17 protein-coding genes and 1 riboswitch are annotated in these 15,307 nt (G+C 77.7%); of the genes, 7 read left to right on the top strand and 10 right to left on the bottom strand.

The features are described from left to right. A complete protein-coding gene (locus tag CHC04_RS01050; protein WP_089402062.1) occupies positions 1–744 on the bottom strand; it encodes a demethylmenaquinone methyltransferase in 744 nt (247 codons plus the stop codon). A 36-nt stretch (positions 745–780) separates the two neighbouring features. Between CHC04_RS01050 and CHC04_RS01045 the strand changes: the two genes are divergently transcribed. The 3 genes from CHC04_RS01045 to CHC04_RS01035 all read left to right on the top strand — a co-directional run bounded on the left by CHC04_RS01045 (position 781) and on the right by CHC04_RS01035 (position 3,345). Further along, positions 781–2,055 carry an isochorismate synthase gene (locus tag CHC04_RS01045; protein WP_089402061.1) on the top strand — a complete coding sequence of 425 codons (1,275 nt, stop codon included), beginning with the start codon at positions 781–783 and terminating at the stop codon, positions 2,053–2,055. Between the two features lie 172 nt (positions 2,056–2,227). Then, on the top strand, positions 2,228–2,422 hold the full coding sequence (locus CHC04_RS01040) for a hypothetical protein (protein WP_141233666.1): 195 nt from the start codon (positions 2,228–2,230) through the stop codon (positions 2,420–2,422). Between the two features lie 41 nt (positions 2,423–2,463). Beyond that, positions 2,464–3,345 carry a DNA polymerase beta superfamily protein gene (locus CHC04_RS01035; RefSeq protein ID WP_217897119.1) on the top strand — a complete coding sequence of 294 codons (882 nt, stop codon included), beginning with the start codon at positions 2,464–2,466 and terminating at the stop codon, positions 3,343–3,345. A 63-nt stretch (positions 3,346–3,408) separates the two neighbouring features. Here the strand turns inward: CHC04_RS01035 and CHC04_RS25170 are convergent, their stop codons facing one another. The 3 genes from CHC04_RS25170 to CHC04_RS01015 form a co-directional block, all read right to left on the bottom strand. Continuing rightward, positions 3,409–4,527 (bottom strand): LysM peptidoglycan-binding domain-containing protein, encoded by a 1,119-nt coding sequence (locus CHC04_RS25170; protein ID WP_141233665.1) that lies wholly within the window; start codon positions 4,525–4,527, stop codon positions 3,409–3,411. A 4-nt stretch (positions 4,528–4,531) separates the two neighbouring features. Further along, positions 4,532–4,700, bottom strand: a riboswitch (cyclic di-AMP (ydaO/yuaA leader). A 270-nt stretch (positions 4,701–4,970) separates the two neighbouring features. Then, positions 4,971–6,650: a 2-succinyl-5-enolpyruvyl-6-hydroxy-3-cyclohexene-1-carboxylic-acid synthase gene (menD, locus tag CHC04_RS01020; protein ID WP_089402059.1), complete on the bottom strand. Its 1,680-nt coding sequence runs from the start codon at positions 6,648–6,650 to the stop codon at positions 4,971–4,973. Further along, complete coding sequence (locus CHC04_RS01015) at positions 6,647–7,603, bottom strand: o-succinylbenzoate synthase (protein ID WP_245816898.1); 957 nt, start codon at positions 7,601–7,603, stop codon at positions 6,647–6,649. Before CHC04_RS01015 ends, menD begins: the two co-directional genes overlap by 4 nt. A gap of 41 nt (positions 7,604–7,644) precedes the next feature. Here CHC04_RS01015 and menE point away from each other — a divergent pair, with 41 nt between their 5' ends. Genes menE through CHC04_RS01000 form a run of 3 tightly spaced genes read left to right on the top strand, consistent with a single transcriptional unit; the run spans position 7,645 to position 10,083 of the window. Beyond that, positions 7,645–8,784, top strand: coding sequence for an o-succinylbenzoate--CoA ligase (menE, locus tag CHC04_RS01010; RefSeq protein WP_089402058.1), 1,140 nt, complete (start codon positions 7,645–7,647; stop codon positions 8,782–8,784). Then, the gene (locus tag CHC04_RS01005; protein ID WP_089402057.1) at positions 8,784–9,656 is read left to right on the top strand and encodes a 1,4-dihydroxy-2-naphthoate polyprenyltransferase; all 873 of its coding nucleotides are present in this window, start codon (positions 8,784–8,786) and stop codon (positions 9,654–9,656) included. Before menE ends, CHC04_RS01005 begins: the two co-directional genes overlap by 1 nt. A gap of 25 nt (positions 9,657–9,681) precedes the next feature. Continuing rightward, the gene (locus CHC04_RS01000; protein ID WP_089402056.1) at positions 9,682–10,083 is read left to right on the top strand and encodes a DUF6841 family protein; all 402 of its coding nucleotides are present in this window, start codon (positions 9,682–9,684) and stop codon (positions 10,081–10,083) included. 13 nt (positions 10,084–10,096) lie between these two features. Here CHC04_RS01000 and CHC04_RS00995 read toward each other — a convergent pair whose 3' ends face one another. Continuing rightward, positions 10,097–10,420: a DUF4229 domain-containing protein gene (locus tag CHC04_RS00995; protein ID WP_089402055.1), complete on the bottom strand. Its 324-nt coding sequence runs from the start codon at positions 10,418–10,420 to the stop codon at positions 10,097–10,099. Next, on the bottom strand, positions 10,413–10,862 hold the full coding sequence (locus tag CHC04_RS00990) for an Lrp/AsnC family transcriptional regulator (protein ID WP_217897118.1): 450 nt from the start codon (positions 10,860–10,862) through the stop codon (positions 10,413–10,415). The genes CHC04_RS00995 and CHC04_RS00990 overlap by 8 nt, the downstream gene beginning before the upstream one ends. A gap of 104 nt (positions 10,863–10,966) precedes the next feature. Between CHC04_RS00990 and CHC04_RS00985 the strand changes: the two genes are divergently transcribed. After that, positions 10,967–11,179 (top strand): hypothetical protein, encoded by a 213-nt coding sequence (locus tag CHC04_RS00985; RefSeq protein WP_089402593.1) that lies wholly within the window; start codon positions 10,967–10,969, stop codon positions 11,177–11,179. A gap of 137 nt (positions 11,180–11,316) precedes the next feature. Here CHC04_RS00985 and CHC04_RS00980 read toward each other — a convergent pair whose 3' ends face one another. The 4 genes from CHC04_RS00980 to CHC04_RS00965 all read right to left on the bottom strand — a co-directional run bounded on the left by CHC04_RS00980 (position 11,317) and on the right by CHC04_RS00965 (position 15,306). Next, positions 11,317–11,691: a hypothetical protein gene (locus CHC04_RS00980; protein WP_089402054.1), complete on the bottom strand. Its 375-nt coding sequence runs from the start codon at positions 11,689–11,691 to the stop codon at positions 11,317–11,319. A gap of 132 nt (positions 11,692–11,823) precedes the next feature. Continuing rightward, positions 11,824–12,783: a c-type cytochrome biogenesis protein CcsB gene (gene ccsB / locus CHC04_RS00975; RefSeq protein ID WP_089402053.1), complete on the bottom strand. Its 960-nt coding sequence runs from the start codon at positions 12,781–12,783 to the stop codon at positions 11,824–11,826. After that, complete coding sequence (resB, locus tag CHC04_RS00970; RefSeq protein WP_089402052.1) at positions 12,780–14,417, bottom strand: cytochrome c biogenesis protein ResB; 1,638 nt, start codon at positions 14,415–14,417, stop codon at positions 12,780–12,782. The genes ccsB and resB overlap by 4 nt, the downstream gene beginning before the upstream one ends. Before the next feature lie 73 nt (positions 14,418–14,490). Continuing rightward, positions 14,491–15,306 (bottom strand): cytochrome c biogenesis CcdA family protein, encoded by an 816-nt coding sequence (locus CHC04_RS00965; RefSeq protein WP_089402051.1) that lies wholly within the window; start codon positions 15,304–15,306, stop codon positions 14,491–14,493. Position 15,307: the final 1 nt, after the last annotated feature.

Here is a 15,307-nt window from a genome sequence, read left to right as displayed (position 1 = left end):
TCACGCTACCGCCGTCGGGGCGTGCTCCGGGCGCCGGGCGCGGTGCAGGGCGACGATGCCGCCGGTCAGGTCCCGCCACTCGACGTCGGCCCACCCGGCGGCCTGGATCCGCGCGGCCAGGGCCGGCTGGTCGGGCCAGGCGCGGATCGACTCGGCGAGGTAGACGTAGGCGTCGGGGTTGCTGCTCACCGCGCGCGCGATCCGGGGCAGCGCGCGCATCAGGTACTCGGTGTAGACGGTGCGGAACGGCCGCCAGGTGGGGCTGGAGAACTCGCAGACGACGAGTCTGCCCCCCGGCCGCACCACCCGGGCGAACTCGCGCAGCGCGGCGTCGGGATCGGCCACGTTGCGCAGCCCGAAGGAGATCACCAGCCCGTCGACGCTCGCGTCGGCCAGCGGCAGCGCCATCGCGTCGCCGGCGATCTTCGGCACCGGCCGCGCCGAGCCGGCGCGGAGCATGCCCTGGGAGAAGTCGCAGGCGATCGCGTGCACGCCGCCGGCGGCCAGCTCGACGGTGGACACCGCGGTGCCCGCCGCGACGTCGAGGACGACGTCGCCCGGCCGGGCGCCCAGCGCCTCGCGGGTGGCGCGCCGCCAGGCGGCGTCCCGCCCGCCGGAGAGCACGGTGTTGGTGAGGTCGTACCGGCGCGCGACGCCGTCGAACATGGCCGCGACCTCGTGCGGCTGCTTGTCCAGTCCGGCCCGGTGCCCGGCGGGGTGTGCGCTGTCTCGCCGGTCCGCCACGGCGCCGACGCTACCGGGCTGCCTACGCTGGGGAGCGTGACAGCCGCGGCGGTGACCTCCCCGGACGCCGCCGCGCCCGCGGTCGTCACCGTGGCGCTGCCCGACTCCCCCGACCTGCTGCGCCTGCTGCCCCGCGACGGCGCCCTGTCGTGGGTGCGCCGCGGCGAGGGACTGGTCGGCTGGGGCGAGGCCGACCGGCTGGAGGTCAGCGGTCCCGGGGCACTGGCCGAGGCCGCCGCCTGGTGGGCCGACCGCAGCGCCGCCCTCCCCGTCGACGACGCGGTGGGCGTCCCGGGCTCGGGGCCGGTGGTGTTCGCCAGCGTCGCGTTCGACCCCGCCGCGGGCACGTCGGTGTTCGTCGTCCCGGAGGTCGTCGTCGGCCGGCGGGGCGGCACCGCCTGGCTGACCACCGCCGGCGACGTCGACCCCCGTGACGTGCTCGCCGGCGACCCCACCGCGCTGCCGCCCGCCCCCACCAGGCTGCGCTACGCCGACGGCGCCATGGACCCCGCGTCCTGGTGCGGCGCGGTGGCCGCGGCGGTCCGGCGGATCGGCGACGGCGACCTGGCCAAGGTCGTCCTCGCGCGCGACCTGCTGGTCACCGCCGACGTGCCGCTCGACCCGCGCCGGCTGCTCGACCGGCTGGCCGCCCGCTTCCCCGACTGCTGGACCTTCGCCGTCGACGGACTGCTGGGCGCCACCCCGGAGCTGCTGCTGCGCCGCACCGGCCGGCGGCTGTCGGCACGGGTGCTGGCCGGCACCGCCCCCCGCGGCGCGGGTGCCGACGACGAGCGGCTCGCGGCGGCGCTGCTGGCGAGCGAGAAGGACCGCGCCGAGCACGTCCTCGCCGTCGACTCGCTGGTGCGGGCGCTCGACCCCTACTGCACCGCCCTGTCGGTGCCCGAGGGGCCGGCGCTGCTGACCCTCCCCAACGTGCGGCACCTGGCCACCGACGTCACCGGCACCCAGCGCCGCTCGGGACCGGGCGGCCGCGCCGGGCTGCTCGAGCTGGTCGACGCCGTGCACCCGACCGCCGCGGTGGGTGGCACGCCGCCCGACGTGGCCACCGCGGTGATCGCCGAGCTGGAGGGCGTGGACCGCGGCCGCTACGCGGGGCCGGTCGGCTGGCTCGACGCCCGCGGCGACGGCGAGTTCGGCCTGGCGCTGCGGTGCGCGCAGCTCGGCGAGGACGACCCGTGCACCGCCCGGCTGTTCGCCGGGTGCGGCATCGTGGCCGGCTCCGACCCCGCGGCCGAGCTGGCCGAGACGCAGTCGAAGTTCGCCGCCTTCCAGGCCGCGCTGGAGGACTGATGCGGGCGGTCCCGTCCTGGGAGCCCGCGCCCGGGTGCCGGCCAACGTCCGGCTGGTGGGAGCCGGCGCTGCAGGTGCTGTCGGCGGCGGTGCGGCCCGGTGGCGTGCTGGCCGCCGTGGCCCTCCCCGTCCCGACCTGCCGCGCGAGCTCCCGGTCGAGGTGCTCGCCGCCGTGCTGGACCGCGGGGTGGGGCTGGGCCGGCTGTTCCGGGGTCGGCGGGACCCGGCGACCCCGGGCATGCCGGTGCGTGACCCCGGGCTGACCGTGCGGGAGGTCCGGCGGCGTGCGGCGGCGGTCCTGCCCGGTGTCCGGGTGCGCCGGTCGGTGTTCTGGCGCTACGCGCTGGTGTGGCGACGACCCGGGTGAAACCGGTCGGCGGGCCGGCTCCGGGCTGGTTGGGTGTGCCGGTGCCCGCCGTCCCCCTGGTCCCCGGCGACCGCTCGCTCCCGCCGCCCTACGACCACCCGCACGCCTCCGCCGAGGCCCGCGCCGTCGCCGAACGCGGCACCCTGCTGCGGGCCCAGGTGGGATCGGGCGTGCACGGCACGTCGGTGGCCGGCCAGGACGACCGTGACGAGATGGGCATCTGCCTGGAGCCGCCGGAGTACGTCACCGGCACCGCCCGCGTGCCGGCCGGCCTGTCGACCGCCGAGACCGTGCCCTTCGAGCAGTACCACCGGCACACCGCGTGGGACCGCCCTGGCGGGCTGGCCAACCGGTCGGGCGCCGGCGACGTCGACGTCGTCGTGTACTCGGCCCGCAAGTGGGCCCGGCTGGCCCTGAACGGCAACCCGACGGTCCTGCTGCTGCTGTTCGTCCCCGACGAGGAGGTCGTGGTCCGCGACGCCGCGGGCGCGGAGCTGGTGGCGCACGCCGACCGGTTCGTCTCGCGCGTGGCCGCCGACCGGTTCCTCGGCTACCTGCGGGGCCAGCGGGCGGCGATGACCGGCCAGGCCGGCGCGCATCCCGACCGGCCCGAGCTCGTGGCCCAGCACGGCTTCGACGTGAAGTACGCGATGCACGCCCTGCGGCTGGGCGTGCAGGGCGTGGAGCTGCTGAGCACCGGCCGGATCACGCTGCCGGTTCCCGAGCCCGACCGCGCGTACCTGCGCCGGGTCCGGCGGGGCGAGGTGCCGCTGGCCGAGGTGGTCGCCGCGGTCGACGACGCCGAGGCGCGGCTGGTCGCGCTGCGCGACAGCCCCGCGGTGCCCGCCCGGCCCGACCGCGCCTGGGTCGACGGCTGGCTGCACCGGTCGTACCTGACGTACTGGGCGACCCTCGGCCGCTGACCGGGACGACGAGGGCCCCGGCCGCTGGGCAGCGGCCGGGGCCCTCGTCGGGGTGGCGGGAGGTCAGCCCGCGTAGTTCACGTGCACGTGGTCGAAGTGGTTGGCGGTCACGCTGCCGCGGTCCTCCATCGCCTTCCACGCGCCGTCGGGCGAGGTCAGGATCCGCTGCTGCCAGATGACGTACTCCACGCCGAGCTCGTCCCAGTGGTCGATGTGGTACTGGGCGATCGCGTCGCCGAGGGCGGCGTCGGACACGACCATGTAGTCCAGCGCCAGGCCCGAGGGGTGCCCGTTCGGGTCGACGGCGCTGGCTCGCGTGCCGCCGATGGTGATGTCGGCGGCGCCCGGCACGTTGCTGACGACGACGTCGGCGGCGGCCTGGGCGACCGGCTTCACCGCACCGGCGGTGTTGGTGATCGTGGCGATCGCGTTCGCGACCTGCGGCGCGGCCGCGGCGATCGGCGCGACCTCGGCGGCGGGGGCGGACTCGCCGGCGGTGACGGCCGGGGCCGGAGCGGCGGCCGCGGGGGCCTCGGCGGCCGGGGCCGCACCGCTGACGGCGAGCACCTGGCCCGGGTAGATCCGGTTGGGGTCGCCGCCGATGACGTCGACGTTGCGCTGGTACAGCTCGCGCCAGCTCTGCTGGTGGGCGTCGGCGATCTTCTTGACCGTGTCGCCCCAGCGGACCGTGTAGTCCTCGGTGGCGTCGTCGGCCGGGGCGGCCGCGGGCTGCTCGGCGGGAGCCGCGGCGGGGACCTCGGCGGCCTCGGCGGCCGGGGCGGGCGCCGCGGCGGCGGCGGCGGTGGTGCCGTCGGCCAGGAACGCGCCGCAGTGCGGCCAGGCGCCGATGCCCTGGCCGGCCAGGACGCGCTCGGCGATCTCGACCTGCTGGGCGGGGGTGGCGAGGTCGGCACGGGCGGCGAGCCCGGTGCCGCCGAAGCCGGCCCAGGTGGACTGGCTGAACTGCAGGCCGCCGTAGTAGCCGTTGCCGGTGTTGATGCTCCAGTTGCCACTGGACTCGCACTCGGCCACGCCGGACCAGTCGTGCGTCCCCGGGGACTCGTGGGCGGAGGCGGGCGCGCTCAGGACGCCGAGGCCGACGGCGGTGGCGCCGGCGACGACAGGGGCCCGGGCGATGACCTTCTTGGTGCGGACGTAGCGGGGTGCGCGGTGCTTGGGCATGGTGATGATCTCCCGATCACCGCCGGCGAGGTGAGCTGTCGGGTTCGGGCGATCGGTGCCCGGCCGCGTTGTCGCGGCTTCACCCCGAGGCGCGCGAGGACAGGCCCCCGTAGGCCGTCGCGCGCCGGAAGTGGTTCCCCCACCCCTGCCCTGGGTGTTGGTGTGGGCGACCGGTGGGCAGGGTTTGGCGGACCGGCGCCGCGCTCCGATTGGCCGAGCGCAGCCAAAACGTTACATATCGTCATGGCAACTGTCGTTGTGTCGCCGGTCACATTCCGTTAGCGGTGGGACGCGCGGGGTATCTGGGGCGCCCCGCCGGCCCCCGGCGCGCCCCGGAGGGCCAGGTCAGCGGGGGGATGCCGCGGAACGCCGCCGGGTCGCGCCGGGCGGGGAGTGCGAGCAGGACCACACACCGGACGCGGGCGGGACGCCGGTCCCAGGGCTCAGCCGAGAGCGCCGGCCGCGGCCTCGCGGAGGGCGACGGCGAGGTCGGCCTCCGCCCGCTGGTCGGTGCCGATGGCGACCACCCGCGGCCCGCCCCGCGCCAGCGCGTCCGGCAGCTCGCCCGGCGAGGCGACCCGCGTGGCGGCCCACCCCAGCGCCTGCGCGACCGCCACGAGGTCGCGCCCGTGGGGTGTGCCGAACACCCGCCGGTAGTCGCGCGCGTACGCGGGCCGGCCGGGCTCGAGCTGGGCGAAGATCCCGCCGCCGTCGTTGTCCGGCACGACGACGGTCAGGTCCGGGCGCGCCTCGCCCTCGCCGGTCAGCAGCCCCTGCAGGTCGTGCAGGAACGTCAGGTCGCCCAGGAGCGCCACCGCGGGGCCGCCGTGGGCCAGCGCCGCCCCGACCGCGGTGGAGATCGTGCCGTCGATGCCGGCCACGCCCCGGTTGGCCAGCACGGTGACATCGCCGCGCGGGACGGCGAGCCGGTCGACGTCGCGCACCGGCGTCGAGGAGCCCAGCACCAGCAGCGCCCCGGCCGGCAGCGCGGCGACGACGTCGCGGGCCAGCCGGGCGGCGGTGGGGGCCGGCGCGGCGTCCAGCAGCGCGTCGACGGCCGACCCGACCCGTGCGCCGGCACCGGCCCAGGCGGCGGCCCAACCGGGGTCCGACGGCGGCCCCGCGGGCGGGGCGGCGCGGGTGACCAGCGCGCTCGACCGGCCGGCGTCGGGCCAGCGCGGGGTCGCCGTCACCGTCTCCACCCGCACCCGCGGGTCGGCCAGCAGCGCCGACACCGGCCGCGACAGCGTGGGCCGGCCGACCACCACGACCCGGTCGGGGCGGTGGGCGTCGAGCCAGGCGGGCACGCCGAGCAGCAGCGCCCCGCCGCGGACGGCGTCGCCGGTCCACGCCCCGCCGCTGGGCTCGGCGACCACCGGCCAGCCCGCCGCGGCGGCGCCGGCCGCCCAGGCGCGGCCGACGGCACCGGGCCCGTCCCCGGCGACCACGAGCGTGCGCGGGCCGTCCCCGACCGGGCCGGACGCGGCCGGCGCGGGGACACCGGCCGTCCACGGGGCGCCGGCGTCGCGCCCGGCCCACGGGCCCTCGAGCGGGCCGGGCTCCTCCTCGGGCAGCAGAGGGTCGCGGAAGGGCAGGTTCAGCTGGACCGGGCCGGGGTCGCCGGACAGCGCGCCGGTGGCCGCGAGCAGCGACCGGGACACCACCGAGCGCCAGTACCGGTTCTGCGCTGCCTCGCGGCCGGCCTCGGGCACGCCGACGTCGGCGGCCCAGCGCACCGCGCCGCCGTAGAGGCCGGGCTGCTCGATCGTCTGGTTGGCGCCGGTGGACCGCAGCTCCGGCGGCCGGTCGGCGGTGAGCGCGAGCAGCGGGACGCCGCTGACGTCGGCCTCGAGCACCGCGGCGTGCAGGTGCGCGGTCGCCGTCCCGGAGGTGGTGAGCACCGGCACCGGGCGGCCGGAGGCGCGGGCGAGGCCGAGGGCGAGGAAGGACGCCGTCCGCTCGTCTATGCGCACGTGCAGCCGCAGGACGCCGGCCCGCTCGGCCGCGACGAGCGCCAGCGCGACCGGCGCCGAGCGCGATCCCGGCGCGACCACGGCGTCGCGGACCCCGCCGCGGACGAGCTCGTCGACCAGCACGCGGGCCAGCGCGGTGGAGGGGTTCACGCGGCCAGCACCGCGGCCAGCCGGTCGGCCCACCGCCCGGTCACCCCGGGGGGCGCCGCCACGTCGGCCAGCCGGTCGGGGGTCACCGGGCGCACCGGCAGGGCGCCGTCGACGGGCAGCAGCGGCCGGCTCGTCACGTCGCCGTCGAGGAGGGTCCCTGTGGCCAGGCCGCAGGCGAAGGGCAGCTCGGGCAGGGCGGCGGCCAGCGCGACGCCCGCGGCGAGGCCCACCGAGGACTCCAGCGCCGAGGAGACGACGCAGGGCAGGCCGTGCGCCTCGGCGACGCGCAGCGCCGCCCGCACCCCGCCCAGCGGCTGCACCTTGAGGACGACGACGTCGCAGGCCTCGCGCAGGTCGACCGCCAGCGGGTCGTCGGCGCGGCGGAGGACCTCGTCGCCGGCGATCCGGACGTCGGTGCGCCGGCGCAGCGCGGCCAGCTCCTCGGCGGTCGCGCAGGGCTGCTCGACGTACTCCAGGCCCACCCGGTCCAGCTGCCGGATGCGGGCCACCGCGGTGTCGACGTCCCAGGCGGCGTTGGCGTCGACGCGGACGGCGCCGCCGGGGCCGAGCGCGTCGCGGACGGCCTCGACCCGGGCGAGGTCGTCGGCCGGGGTCTGCCCGGGCTCGGCCACCTTGACCTTCGCCGTCCGGCAGCCCGACGCGGACACCAGCGCGTGCGCGCGGTCGGCGTCCACCGCGGGCACGGTGACGTTGACCGGCACGGCGTCGCGCACCGGCGCCGGCCAGCCGGTCAGCGCCGCCTCGGCCGCGGCGGCCCACCACCGGCGGCTCTCGGGCACGCCGTAGTCCCAGAACGGGGAGAACTCCCCCCAGCCGGCCGGGCCGCGCACGAGGACGCCGTCGCGGACGTCGATGCCGCGGAAGCGCGTGCGCATCGGCACCGACCACACCGCGGCCTCCGCGATCCCCGGCGGGAGAGCGGAGGTGATCACGTCCGCCAGGGTAGATCGGGCGCGACGTAGGCTCGTTCGACGTGCCCCGGCAGCTGACCGTCCTCCCCGCGCCGGACTCCCCCGACGCCGCCCTCGGCACCGTGCTGCCCGCCGTCCGCGCGGCCCTGGGCGGCGGCGCACCGCTCGCCGTCCTGCCGGCCGGCCCGGCCGCGACGGCCGCCCGCGCGGTCCTCGCGCCGGACGAGCCCCTGGAGGACGGCGCCGACGTCGTCGTCGTCACGTCCGGGTCCACCGGCGGCGGCCGGGGCGTGCTGCTGCCGGCCGCCGCGCTGACGGCCTCGGCGACCGCGACCCTCGACCGTCTCGGCGGGCCCGGCACCTGGCTGCTGGCGCTGCCGGTCTCGGCGGTCGCCGGGCTGCAGGTGCTGGTCCGCTCGGTGGTCGGCGGCACCGTCCCGGTCGTCCTCGCCCCGGGCGAGCCCCTGGCCGACGCGGTCGCCCGCATGCCCGGCGGCCGCCGCTGCACCGCGCTGGTCCCCACCCAGCTGCGCCGGTACCTGGACGCGGAACCCGGGGCGCTGCGCGCCTTCGACGCCGTCCTCGTCGGCGGCGCGGCCACCGACCCGGACCTGCTCGCCCGCGCCCGGGCGGCCGGGGTCGCCGTGGTCACCACCTACGGCATGACCGAGACCTCCGGCGGCTGCGTGTACGACGGCCTCCCCCTCGACGGCGTCCGGGTCCGCGTCGACGACGACGGGATCGCGATCGCCGGCCCCGTGCTGGCACTCGGCTACCGCCGCGACCCGGAGGCGACGGCGGCGGCCTTCACCGGCGGGAAGTTCCGCACCCGCGACGCCGGCACGACCGGGCCGGACGGGCGGCTGACCGTCACCGGCCGGCTCGACGACGTCGTGGTCACCGGCGGGGTCAACGTCGCGCCACAGGCGGTCGAGGGCGCGCTGCGCGAGCACCCCGACGTCGCCGACGCCGTCGTCTTCGGTCGGCCGGACGAGGAGTGGGGGCAGCGGGTGGTGGCCGCCGTCGTGCCCGCGCCCGGCGCCGCGCCCGACCTCGCCGCACTCCGGCCGTGGGTCACCGAGCGGCTGGGCGGCCCTGCCGCCCCGCGCGAGCTGCACCTGGTCGACGCCGTGCCCACGCTGCACACCGGCAAGCCCGACCGCCGCCGCGTCGCGGCCCGGCTCGGCGGCGGGGACCGCTAGTGGCCACCGCCGCGCAGTGGGTGGCCGGCGCCCGGCCCCGCACGCTGCCCGCCGCTCTCGCACCGGTGCTCGTGGGCACCGGCGCGGCCGCCGCGCTCGACGGGTTCCGGCCGGTCCCCGCGCTGCTGGCGCTGCTGGTCGCGCTCGCCCTGCAGGTGGCCGTCAACTACGCCAACGACTACTCCGACGGCCGGCGCGGCACCGACGCCGACCGGGTGGGGCCGATGCGGCTGGTCGGCTCGGGCGCCGCACCGGCCCGGCAGGTGCTCGTCGCCGCGCTGCTCGCCTTCGCCGTCGCGGGCGTGGCGGGGCTGGCGCTGGCGGCGCTGTCGAGCTGGTGGCTGGTCGCCGTCGGGGCGGTGTGCATCGCCGCGGCGTGGACCTACACGGGCGGGCCGCTGCCCTACGGCTACCGGGCGCTGGGCGAGGTGTTCGTCTTCGTGTTCTTCGGCCTGGTCGCCGTCGCCGGGACGACGTTCGCGCAGACCGGCCGGGTCGAGGGGCTCGCCGTCGCGGCGGCGGTGCCGGTCGGGCTGCTGTCGGTGGCGCTGCTGGTGGTCAACAACCTGCGCGACGTCGCCGGCGACGCCGTCGTGGGCAAGCGGACGCTGGCGGTGCTGCTCGGCGACCGGGTCACCCGGCTGCTCTACGTCGGGCTGCTGGCCGGCGCGTTCGCCGTCGTCGTCGCCATCGGGGTGGGACGGCCGTGGACGCTGCTCGGGCTGGCAGCCGCGCCGCTGGCGCTGCCGCCGTCGCGGGTGGTGCTCTCCGGCGGCCGCGGGCCGGCGCTGATCGCCGCGCTGCAGGCCACCGGGCTGCTCACGCTGGCCACCGGTGTGCTGCTGGCGGCCGGGCTCGCCCTGTCGGGCTGACCGTCCCTGCGGCCACACTCCCGGCATGGACGAGCCCGGGTTCGGGAGGTGGTTCGCGGCCTACCTGGCCGACTTCGCCGCGCTGGGGCGCGGGGACACCGACGACCTCACCCGGCTGCTGGCCCACTACGGCGTGCCGCTGGTGCTCAGCAGCGACGCCGGGAGCGTGGTCCTGACCGACGAGGAGCGGGTGCTGGCCGCCGTGGGCCGGCAGGTCGAGGCGCTGCGGGCGGCCGGCTACGACCGCAGCGAGGAGCTCTCTGCCGTCACGACCGTGGTGAACCGGACGTGCGTGCTGCACCGCGCCGCCTTCACCCGGGTGCGGGCCGACGGCAGTGCGATCGGCCGGGTGGAGACCACCTACGTGGTCGTCGAGGGCCCGGCCGGCCGCCGCATCGTGGCCCTGCTGGTGCACGCGGCGGCCTGACCGCGGGACGGGGTCAGGCCGCGGCGTCGCCCGAGAGCCGGGCGCGGAACTGCTCCTTGGCGCGGCGCTTCTCCTCCGACCGCGCGACCAGGGCGACGCTGAGCTGCTCGCGGGAGCGGCGCAGCAGGAAGTACGACACCGGCATCGACAGGACCAGGCCGAAGAGCATCCCCGACCAGAAGTCGAGGCCGACCATCCACAGGACGACGGTCAGCAGCGCGAAGACCGCCAGCCGGCCGATGGTGTGCACGAGCACCCAGGGCAGCACCTTCGGCCGCACCGCCGGCCGACCGTCCGGGCCCACCGGCGTGACCGGGGTGCGCTCCTGCTCAGCCATGACGGCCCTCCCACTTCGTCGACAGCACCACGGTGGTGCGGGTCCGGGCGACGCCCTCGATCCGGTTCAACGCGTTGATGGCCGACTCCAGTGCCGGGATGTCGGTCACCCGCACCTTGAGCACGAAGGCCTCGCTGCCGGCCACGCGCCAGCAGTCCTCGACCTCGGGCATCGCCCGCAGCGCCGCCTCCACGCCGGTGTCGTCGACCGAGTCGCTCTCGATGACGCCGACGAGCGCGGTGACGTCGAGCCCGAGGGCGGCCGGGTCGACGACGGCGCGGTAGCCGGTGATGGTGCCGGCCGCCTCGAGCTTGCCGACCCGCTCGTGCACGGCCGGCGCCGAGAGGCCGACCTGGCGGGCGAGCTCGGCGTAGCTGGCCCGGCCGTTGGCGCGCAGCAGGTCGATCAGCTGGCGGTCGACGGCGTCGATGACGGGCTCCATCCAGACTCGGCGGGGGTCCCCGCGCGGCGCATCGCGCGCCACCCCTGCAGTATCCCAGCGGTCGTACAGTGGCGGAGAGGCCCGAGTCGAGGGGGGTGGGCGCCGTGGCGTTCGTGGTGCTGCTGGTGATCGCCGTGGTCGTGGTCCTGCTCGTCGTGCGGGCGACCGCCGCCGCCGGCGGTGAGCTGCGCCGGCCGCGGCCCGAGCGCCGTCCCCGCGCCTCGCGCGCTCCCCGCCCGGTCGCCCCCGACGACGACCCGGAGTTCCTCCGCGAGCTCGGCCGCCGCGTCCGCCGCGACGACGGCTCGCCCGCCTAGTCCCGCGCACGACCCCGCGCACTTCCGCGGAAGTGCCCGGCTCTCCTGCGCACCTCCGCGGAAGTGCCCGGCCTCCGCCCGCCCCCTTCGTGCACTTCCGCGGAAGTGCACGGCTGTGGGGGTGCTGAGCGGGGGTGCTAGGCGGCGGTGCCGCCGAACATCCGCCGCCAGCCGCGCCGGGTCCGCTGCCCGGGGTCCTCGCCGGGCGCGACGTCGCCGGCGGTGATCCCCACGGCGGCCGCGCCGCGGGGCGCTCCGGGCACCGACGGGACGGCGTCCATGCGGGCGGTCTCGCGGGCCTCGTCGAGCGAGCCGGGCCAGCCCAGCCCGCCGCCGGTGGTGGTGTCCCCGGGCCAGCCCAGGCCGCTCTCGGTGCCCTCGTCGGCGCCGCCGTCGGTGGCGCCCTCGGTGGCGGAGGCGTGCCGGGTCCCGGGCGCCGTCCCGTGCCGGGCGAGCGCCGCAGCGACGATGGGGTCGGTGCCGGCGTCGTCGGCCGCAGCGTGCCTACCCACAGCGGACCTCCGAGCGCGATCCCCCCGTGCGAGCGGTCATGGCGACAAGTGGAGCACGCGACCGGCGCGTCCGGCGGACCTCTCCCCCTCGCGAGGGACGGGAGTGGCGTGCTGGGGCGGGTGGGACGCGATTCAGTTGACCCCGCCGTAGCTGTGCAGCCCGGTGGAGACCATGTTCACGTACAGCAGGTTGAACACCATGACGCCGAGGCCGACCACGTTGACCCACGCCGCCGGGCGGCCGCGCCAGCCGGCCGTGGTGCGGGCGTGCAGGTAGGCGGCGTAGACGACCCAGGCGATGAACGCCCACGTCTCCTTGGGGTCCCAGCCCCAGAAGCGGCCCCAGGCGCTCTCGGCCCAGATGGCGCCGGCGATGACGGCGAAGGTCCAGATCGGGAAGCCGAAGACCGCCGTGCGGTGGGCGACCCGGTCCAGCGTGGCCGCCGACGGCAGCCGGCCGAGCACCCCGCCGTCGGCGCCGCCGCCCCGCTCCTCGTACCGCGAGCGGACCAGGTACAGGACGCTGGCGATGCCGCTGACGAAGAAGATGCCGAAGCCGAGGATCGCCGTGGACACGTGCACGGCCAGCCAGCTCGAGCGCAGGGCGGCCACCAGCGGGCCGCTCTGGACGTAGAGGAACAGCCCGATCGCGACCATGCTGAGCACCACCGGGCCCAGCACGAACAGGCCCAGGTGCCGCAGGCCCGGCGAGCGCACCGCGAACACCAGGTAGGCCACGACGGCGACCAGCACGACGGCGGTGGCGAACTCGTACATGTTGCCCCAGGGCAGCCGGTCGGTGGCCAGCCCGCGGGCGACGAGGACGCCGGCGTGGGTGAGCGCGCCGGCGGCCGTGAGCAGCACCGCCACCCGGCCCCAGCGGCGCACCGCCGGCGGGTCGGCGGGCAGCGCGTCGGGGCGGGACGGGCCGGCGGGGGCGCCGGTCCCGGCCGCGCCGACGAGCTCGCGCTCCTGGACCGGACGGCGGCCGAAGGCCAGCTGCGCGCAGAACGCGACGACGGCCAGCGAGTAGAGACCGACGCTGGTCGAGAACAGGGTGTCCGACAGGGCGGACAGCTGGTCGGCACTCACGCGGGTGCGCCTCCGGTCTGCGGTGCGGCCCCGTCGGACGGCGGGGTGCGGGTCGGGGCACGGGCGGCGAGGACCGCCCGCAGGTCGTCGGTGAGGGCCGCGAACCGCGGCGCGCCGTCGCCGCTGCCGCGCGTGAGCGCACCGACGTCCAGCACGGTACCGCCGCCGGGATCGGCGGCGGCGCGGGCGAAGACGCGCTCACGGCGCAGCAGCAGCATGCCGAGCAGGCCGGCCAGCACCGCGACGGCGGCGCCGAGCACCCACAGCTGGCCGGGGTCGTGCGAGACCTGCACCGCGGCGAACTCCGAGTAGCCGGTGAAGGCCACCGTCGTGCCGTCGGGCAGCGTCATCGACTCCCCGACCGACAGGTTGGCCCGGCCGACCTCGGCCAGCCGGCCCCGCTCGATCTGCGAGGCGTCGAGGGAGTAGACCGACTGCGGCAGCCCGGAGTCCAGCCCGAGGTAGCCGCGGAAGGCGACGACGGCGACCTGCGGCGCCAGGGGGCGGGGGTCGATCGAGGTGAGGACGCCGGCCTGCACCAGGCCGGTGGGCGCGAAGAAGCCCTGCAGCGCGAGCTGGTCGTCGGCGCCGGCGCCGAGGTCGGGCAGCTTGAGCGCGCCCTCGCTGGCCATCGTCGACTGCTCGGTGGGCAGGAACGGCGCGGAGACGTCGTCGAAGGTGGTGCCGTCGGGCAGCGTCACGGTGAACCGCGGGCTGAACCCGTGGCCGGTCACGTAGACGCGGTCGCCGTCGACGCGCAGCGGGTCGTTGACGCCGATCGTCGTCGACCGGCCCTCCTCGCCGGGGGCGCCGTAGGTGACGTCGGCGGTGAACGACGCGGCGGTGAGGTCCTGCTCGTACTCGGCGCGGAAGTCCTCCAGGCCGACGCACAGCGGGGAGAGGTCACCGCTCTCGACCATCGCGCCGGCGGAGTAGGTGTCGTACTGCTGGAAGGCGTTGCAGAACCGCTGCCCCTCGGTCACCAGGATGCTGCCCTCGTAGCCCCACAGCTTGCCGCCGGCCAGTCCGAGCAGCAGGGCGACCAGCGCCAGGTGGAACACCAGGTTGCCGGTCTCCTTGAGCAGACCCTTCTCGGCCGACAGCTCGGCGCCGCCCTCGCGCTCGCGGCGCACGACGCGGTAGCGGCGTACCCGCAGCTCCTCCTCGACGGCGTCGAGCGCGGCGGCCGGCGGCAGCGGCGTCGGCAGCCGCGCGGAGTCGGGCAGCCGGGTCAGCCGGCGCGGGGCCGGGGGCGGCGGGGTGTGCAGCGCCCGGGCGTGCTCGAGCGCGCGGGGCAGCACGCAGCCGATGAGCGAGACGAACAGCAGCAGGTAGACCGCGGCGAACCACGGCGAGCTGAAGACGTCGAAGAGGTAGAGCCGGTCGAGCACCGGCGCGAGGGTGGGGTGGTCGGCGAAGTACTGCCCCACCGCGCTCTGCGACAGCGACCGCTGCGGCAGCAGCGAGCCCGGGATGGCGGCGAGCGCGAGCAGGAACAGCAGCACGATCGCCGTGCGCATGGCGGTCAGCCGGCGCCACTGGCGCAGCGCGAAGGCGCCCAGGCGGCGGGCGGCGGAGGGGCGCGCGGGCGGGGTCGGCGCGGCCTCGGGCCGCGGCGGGGCGGTCGTGGTCACAGCGCCTCCTCGCTGGCGCTCGTCGGAGCTGTGCCCGGTCGTGCTCTGCACCCGTGTGACCTCGCGAGCTCGGTCACAGTGCGGACTCCCCCAGCCCGGTGACGGCCAGCCAGGAGCGCAGCCAGCCCATCATCTCCGTCCACGCGCCGGTGACCAGCAGCAGCCCGACGACCACGAGCACCGCGCCGCCGACGCGGGTGACGGCGCGGGCGTGCCGGCGCAGGAACGCCGTCGCCCCGACCGCCCACCGCGCGCCGAGGGCGACCAGCACGAACGGCACGCCCAGGCCCAGGCAGTACGCGACCGACAGCAGCGCGCCGCGGCCGGCGGTCGCCTCGGTGTAGGCCAGCGAGTAGACCGCCGACAGCGTCGGGCCCAGGCACGGCGTCCAGCCGAGCCCGAAGACGACGCCGAGCAGCGGCGCGCCGGCCAGCCCCGCGGCGGGGCGCACCGACAGCCGCGCGGTGCGCTGCAGGAACGGCAGCCTCCCCAGGAAGGCCAGGCCGACGACGACGACGACGACGCCCATGACGCGGGTGATGACGTCGTCGTACTGCACCAGCAGCCGGCCCAGGCCGCCGAACGCGGTGCCCACGGCCACGAAGACGGCGGTGAAGCCGAGGACGAACAGCAGCGCGCCGAGCACCATCCGCCCGCGCGGGGAGCGCTCGTCGGTGCGCACGGCGGTGGCCGTCGCTCCCCCGCCGGCCGGCGCCGGGGACGGGGCGCGGGTGCCGCTGCCCACCAGCCCGGTGACGTAGGACAGGTAGCCGGGCACCAGCGGGAGCACGCACGGCGAGGCGAAGCTGACCAGCCCGACCAGCGCGGCCACCGCGGCGGCCACCAGCAGCGGGCCGTCGGTGACCAGCGCGGCGAACTCCTGCCCCACC

Origin of the sequence: Geodermatophilus saharensis (genome assembly GCF_900188205.1) — a bacterium.
Taxonomy (GTDB): Bacteria; Actinomycetota; Actinomycetes; order Mycobacteriales; family Geodermatophilaceae; genus Geodermatophilus; species Geodermatophilus saharensis.
Note: the sequence above shows the minus strand (reverse complement) of the source record. Positions and strands in the feature narration are given on the sequence as shown.

What these genes read in the sequence shown, in the direction of transcription:
- CHC04_RS25170 (WP_141233665.1), bottom strand. Translation starts at nt 4,527, where the DNA reads ATGCCCAAGCACCGCGCACCCCGCTACGTCCGCACCAAGAAGGTCATC.
- CHC04_RS01000 (WP_089402056.1), top strand. Translation starts at nt 9,682, where the DNA reads ATGGACGAGCCCGGGTTCGGGAGGTGGTTCGCGGCCTACCTGGCCGAC.
- CHC04_RS00995 (WP_089402055.1), bottom strand. Translation starts at nt 10,420, where the DNA reads ATGGCTGAGCAGGAGCGCACCCCGGTCACGCCGGTGGGCCCGGACGGT.
- CHC04_RS00990 (WP_217897118.1), bottom strand. Translation starts at nt 10,862, where the DNA reads ATGGAGCCCGTCATCGACGCCGTCGACCGCCAGCTGATCGACCTGCTG.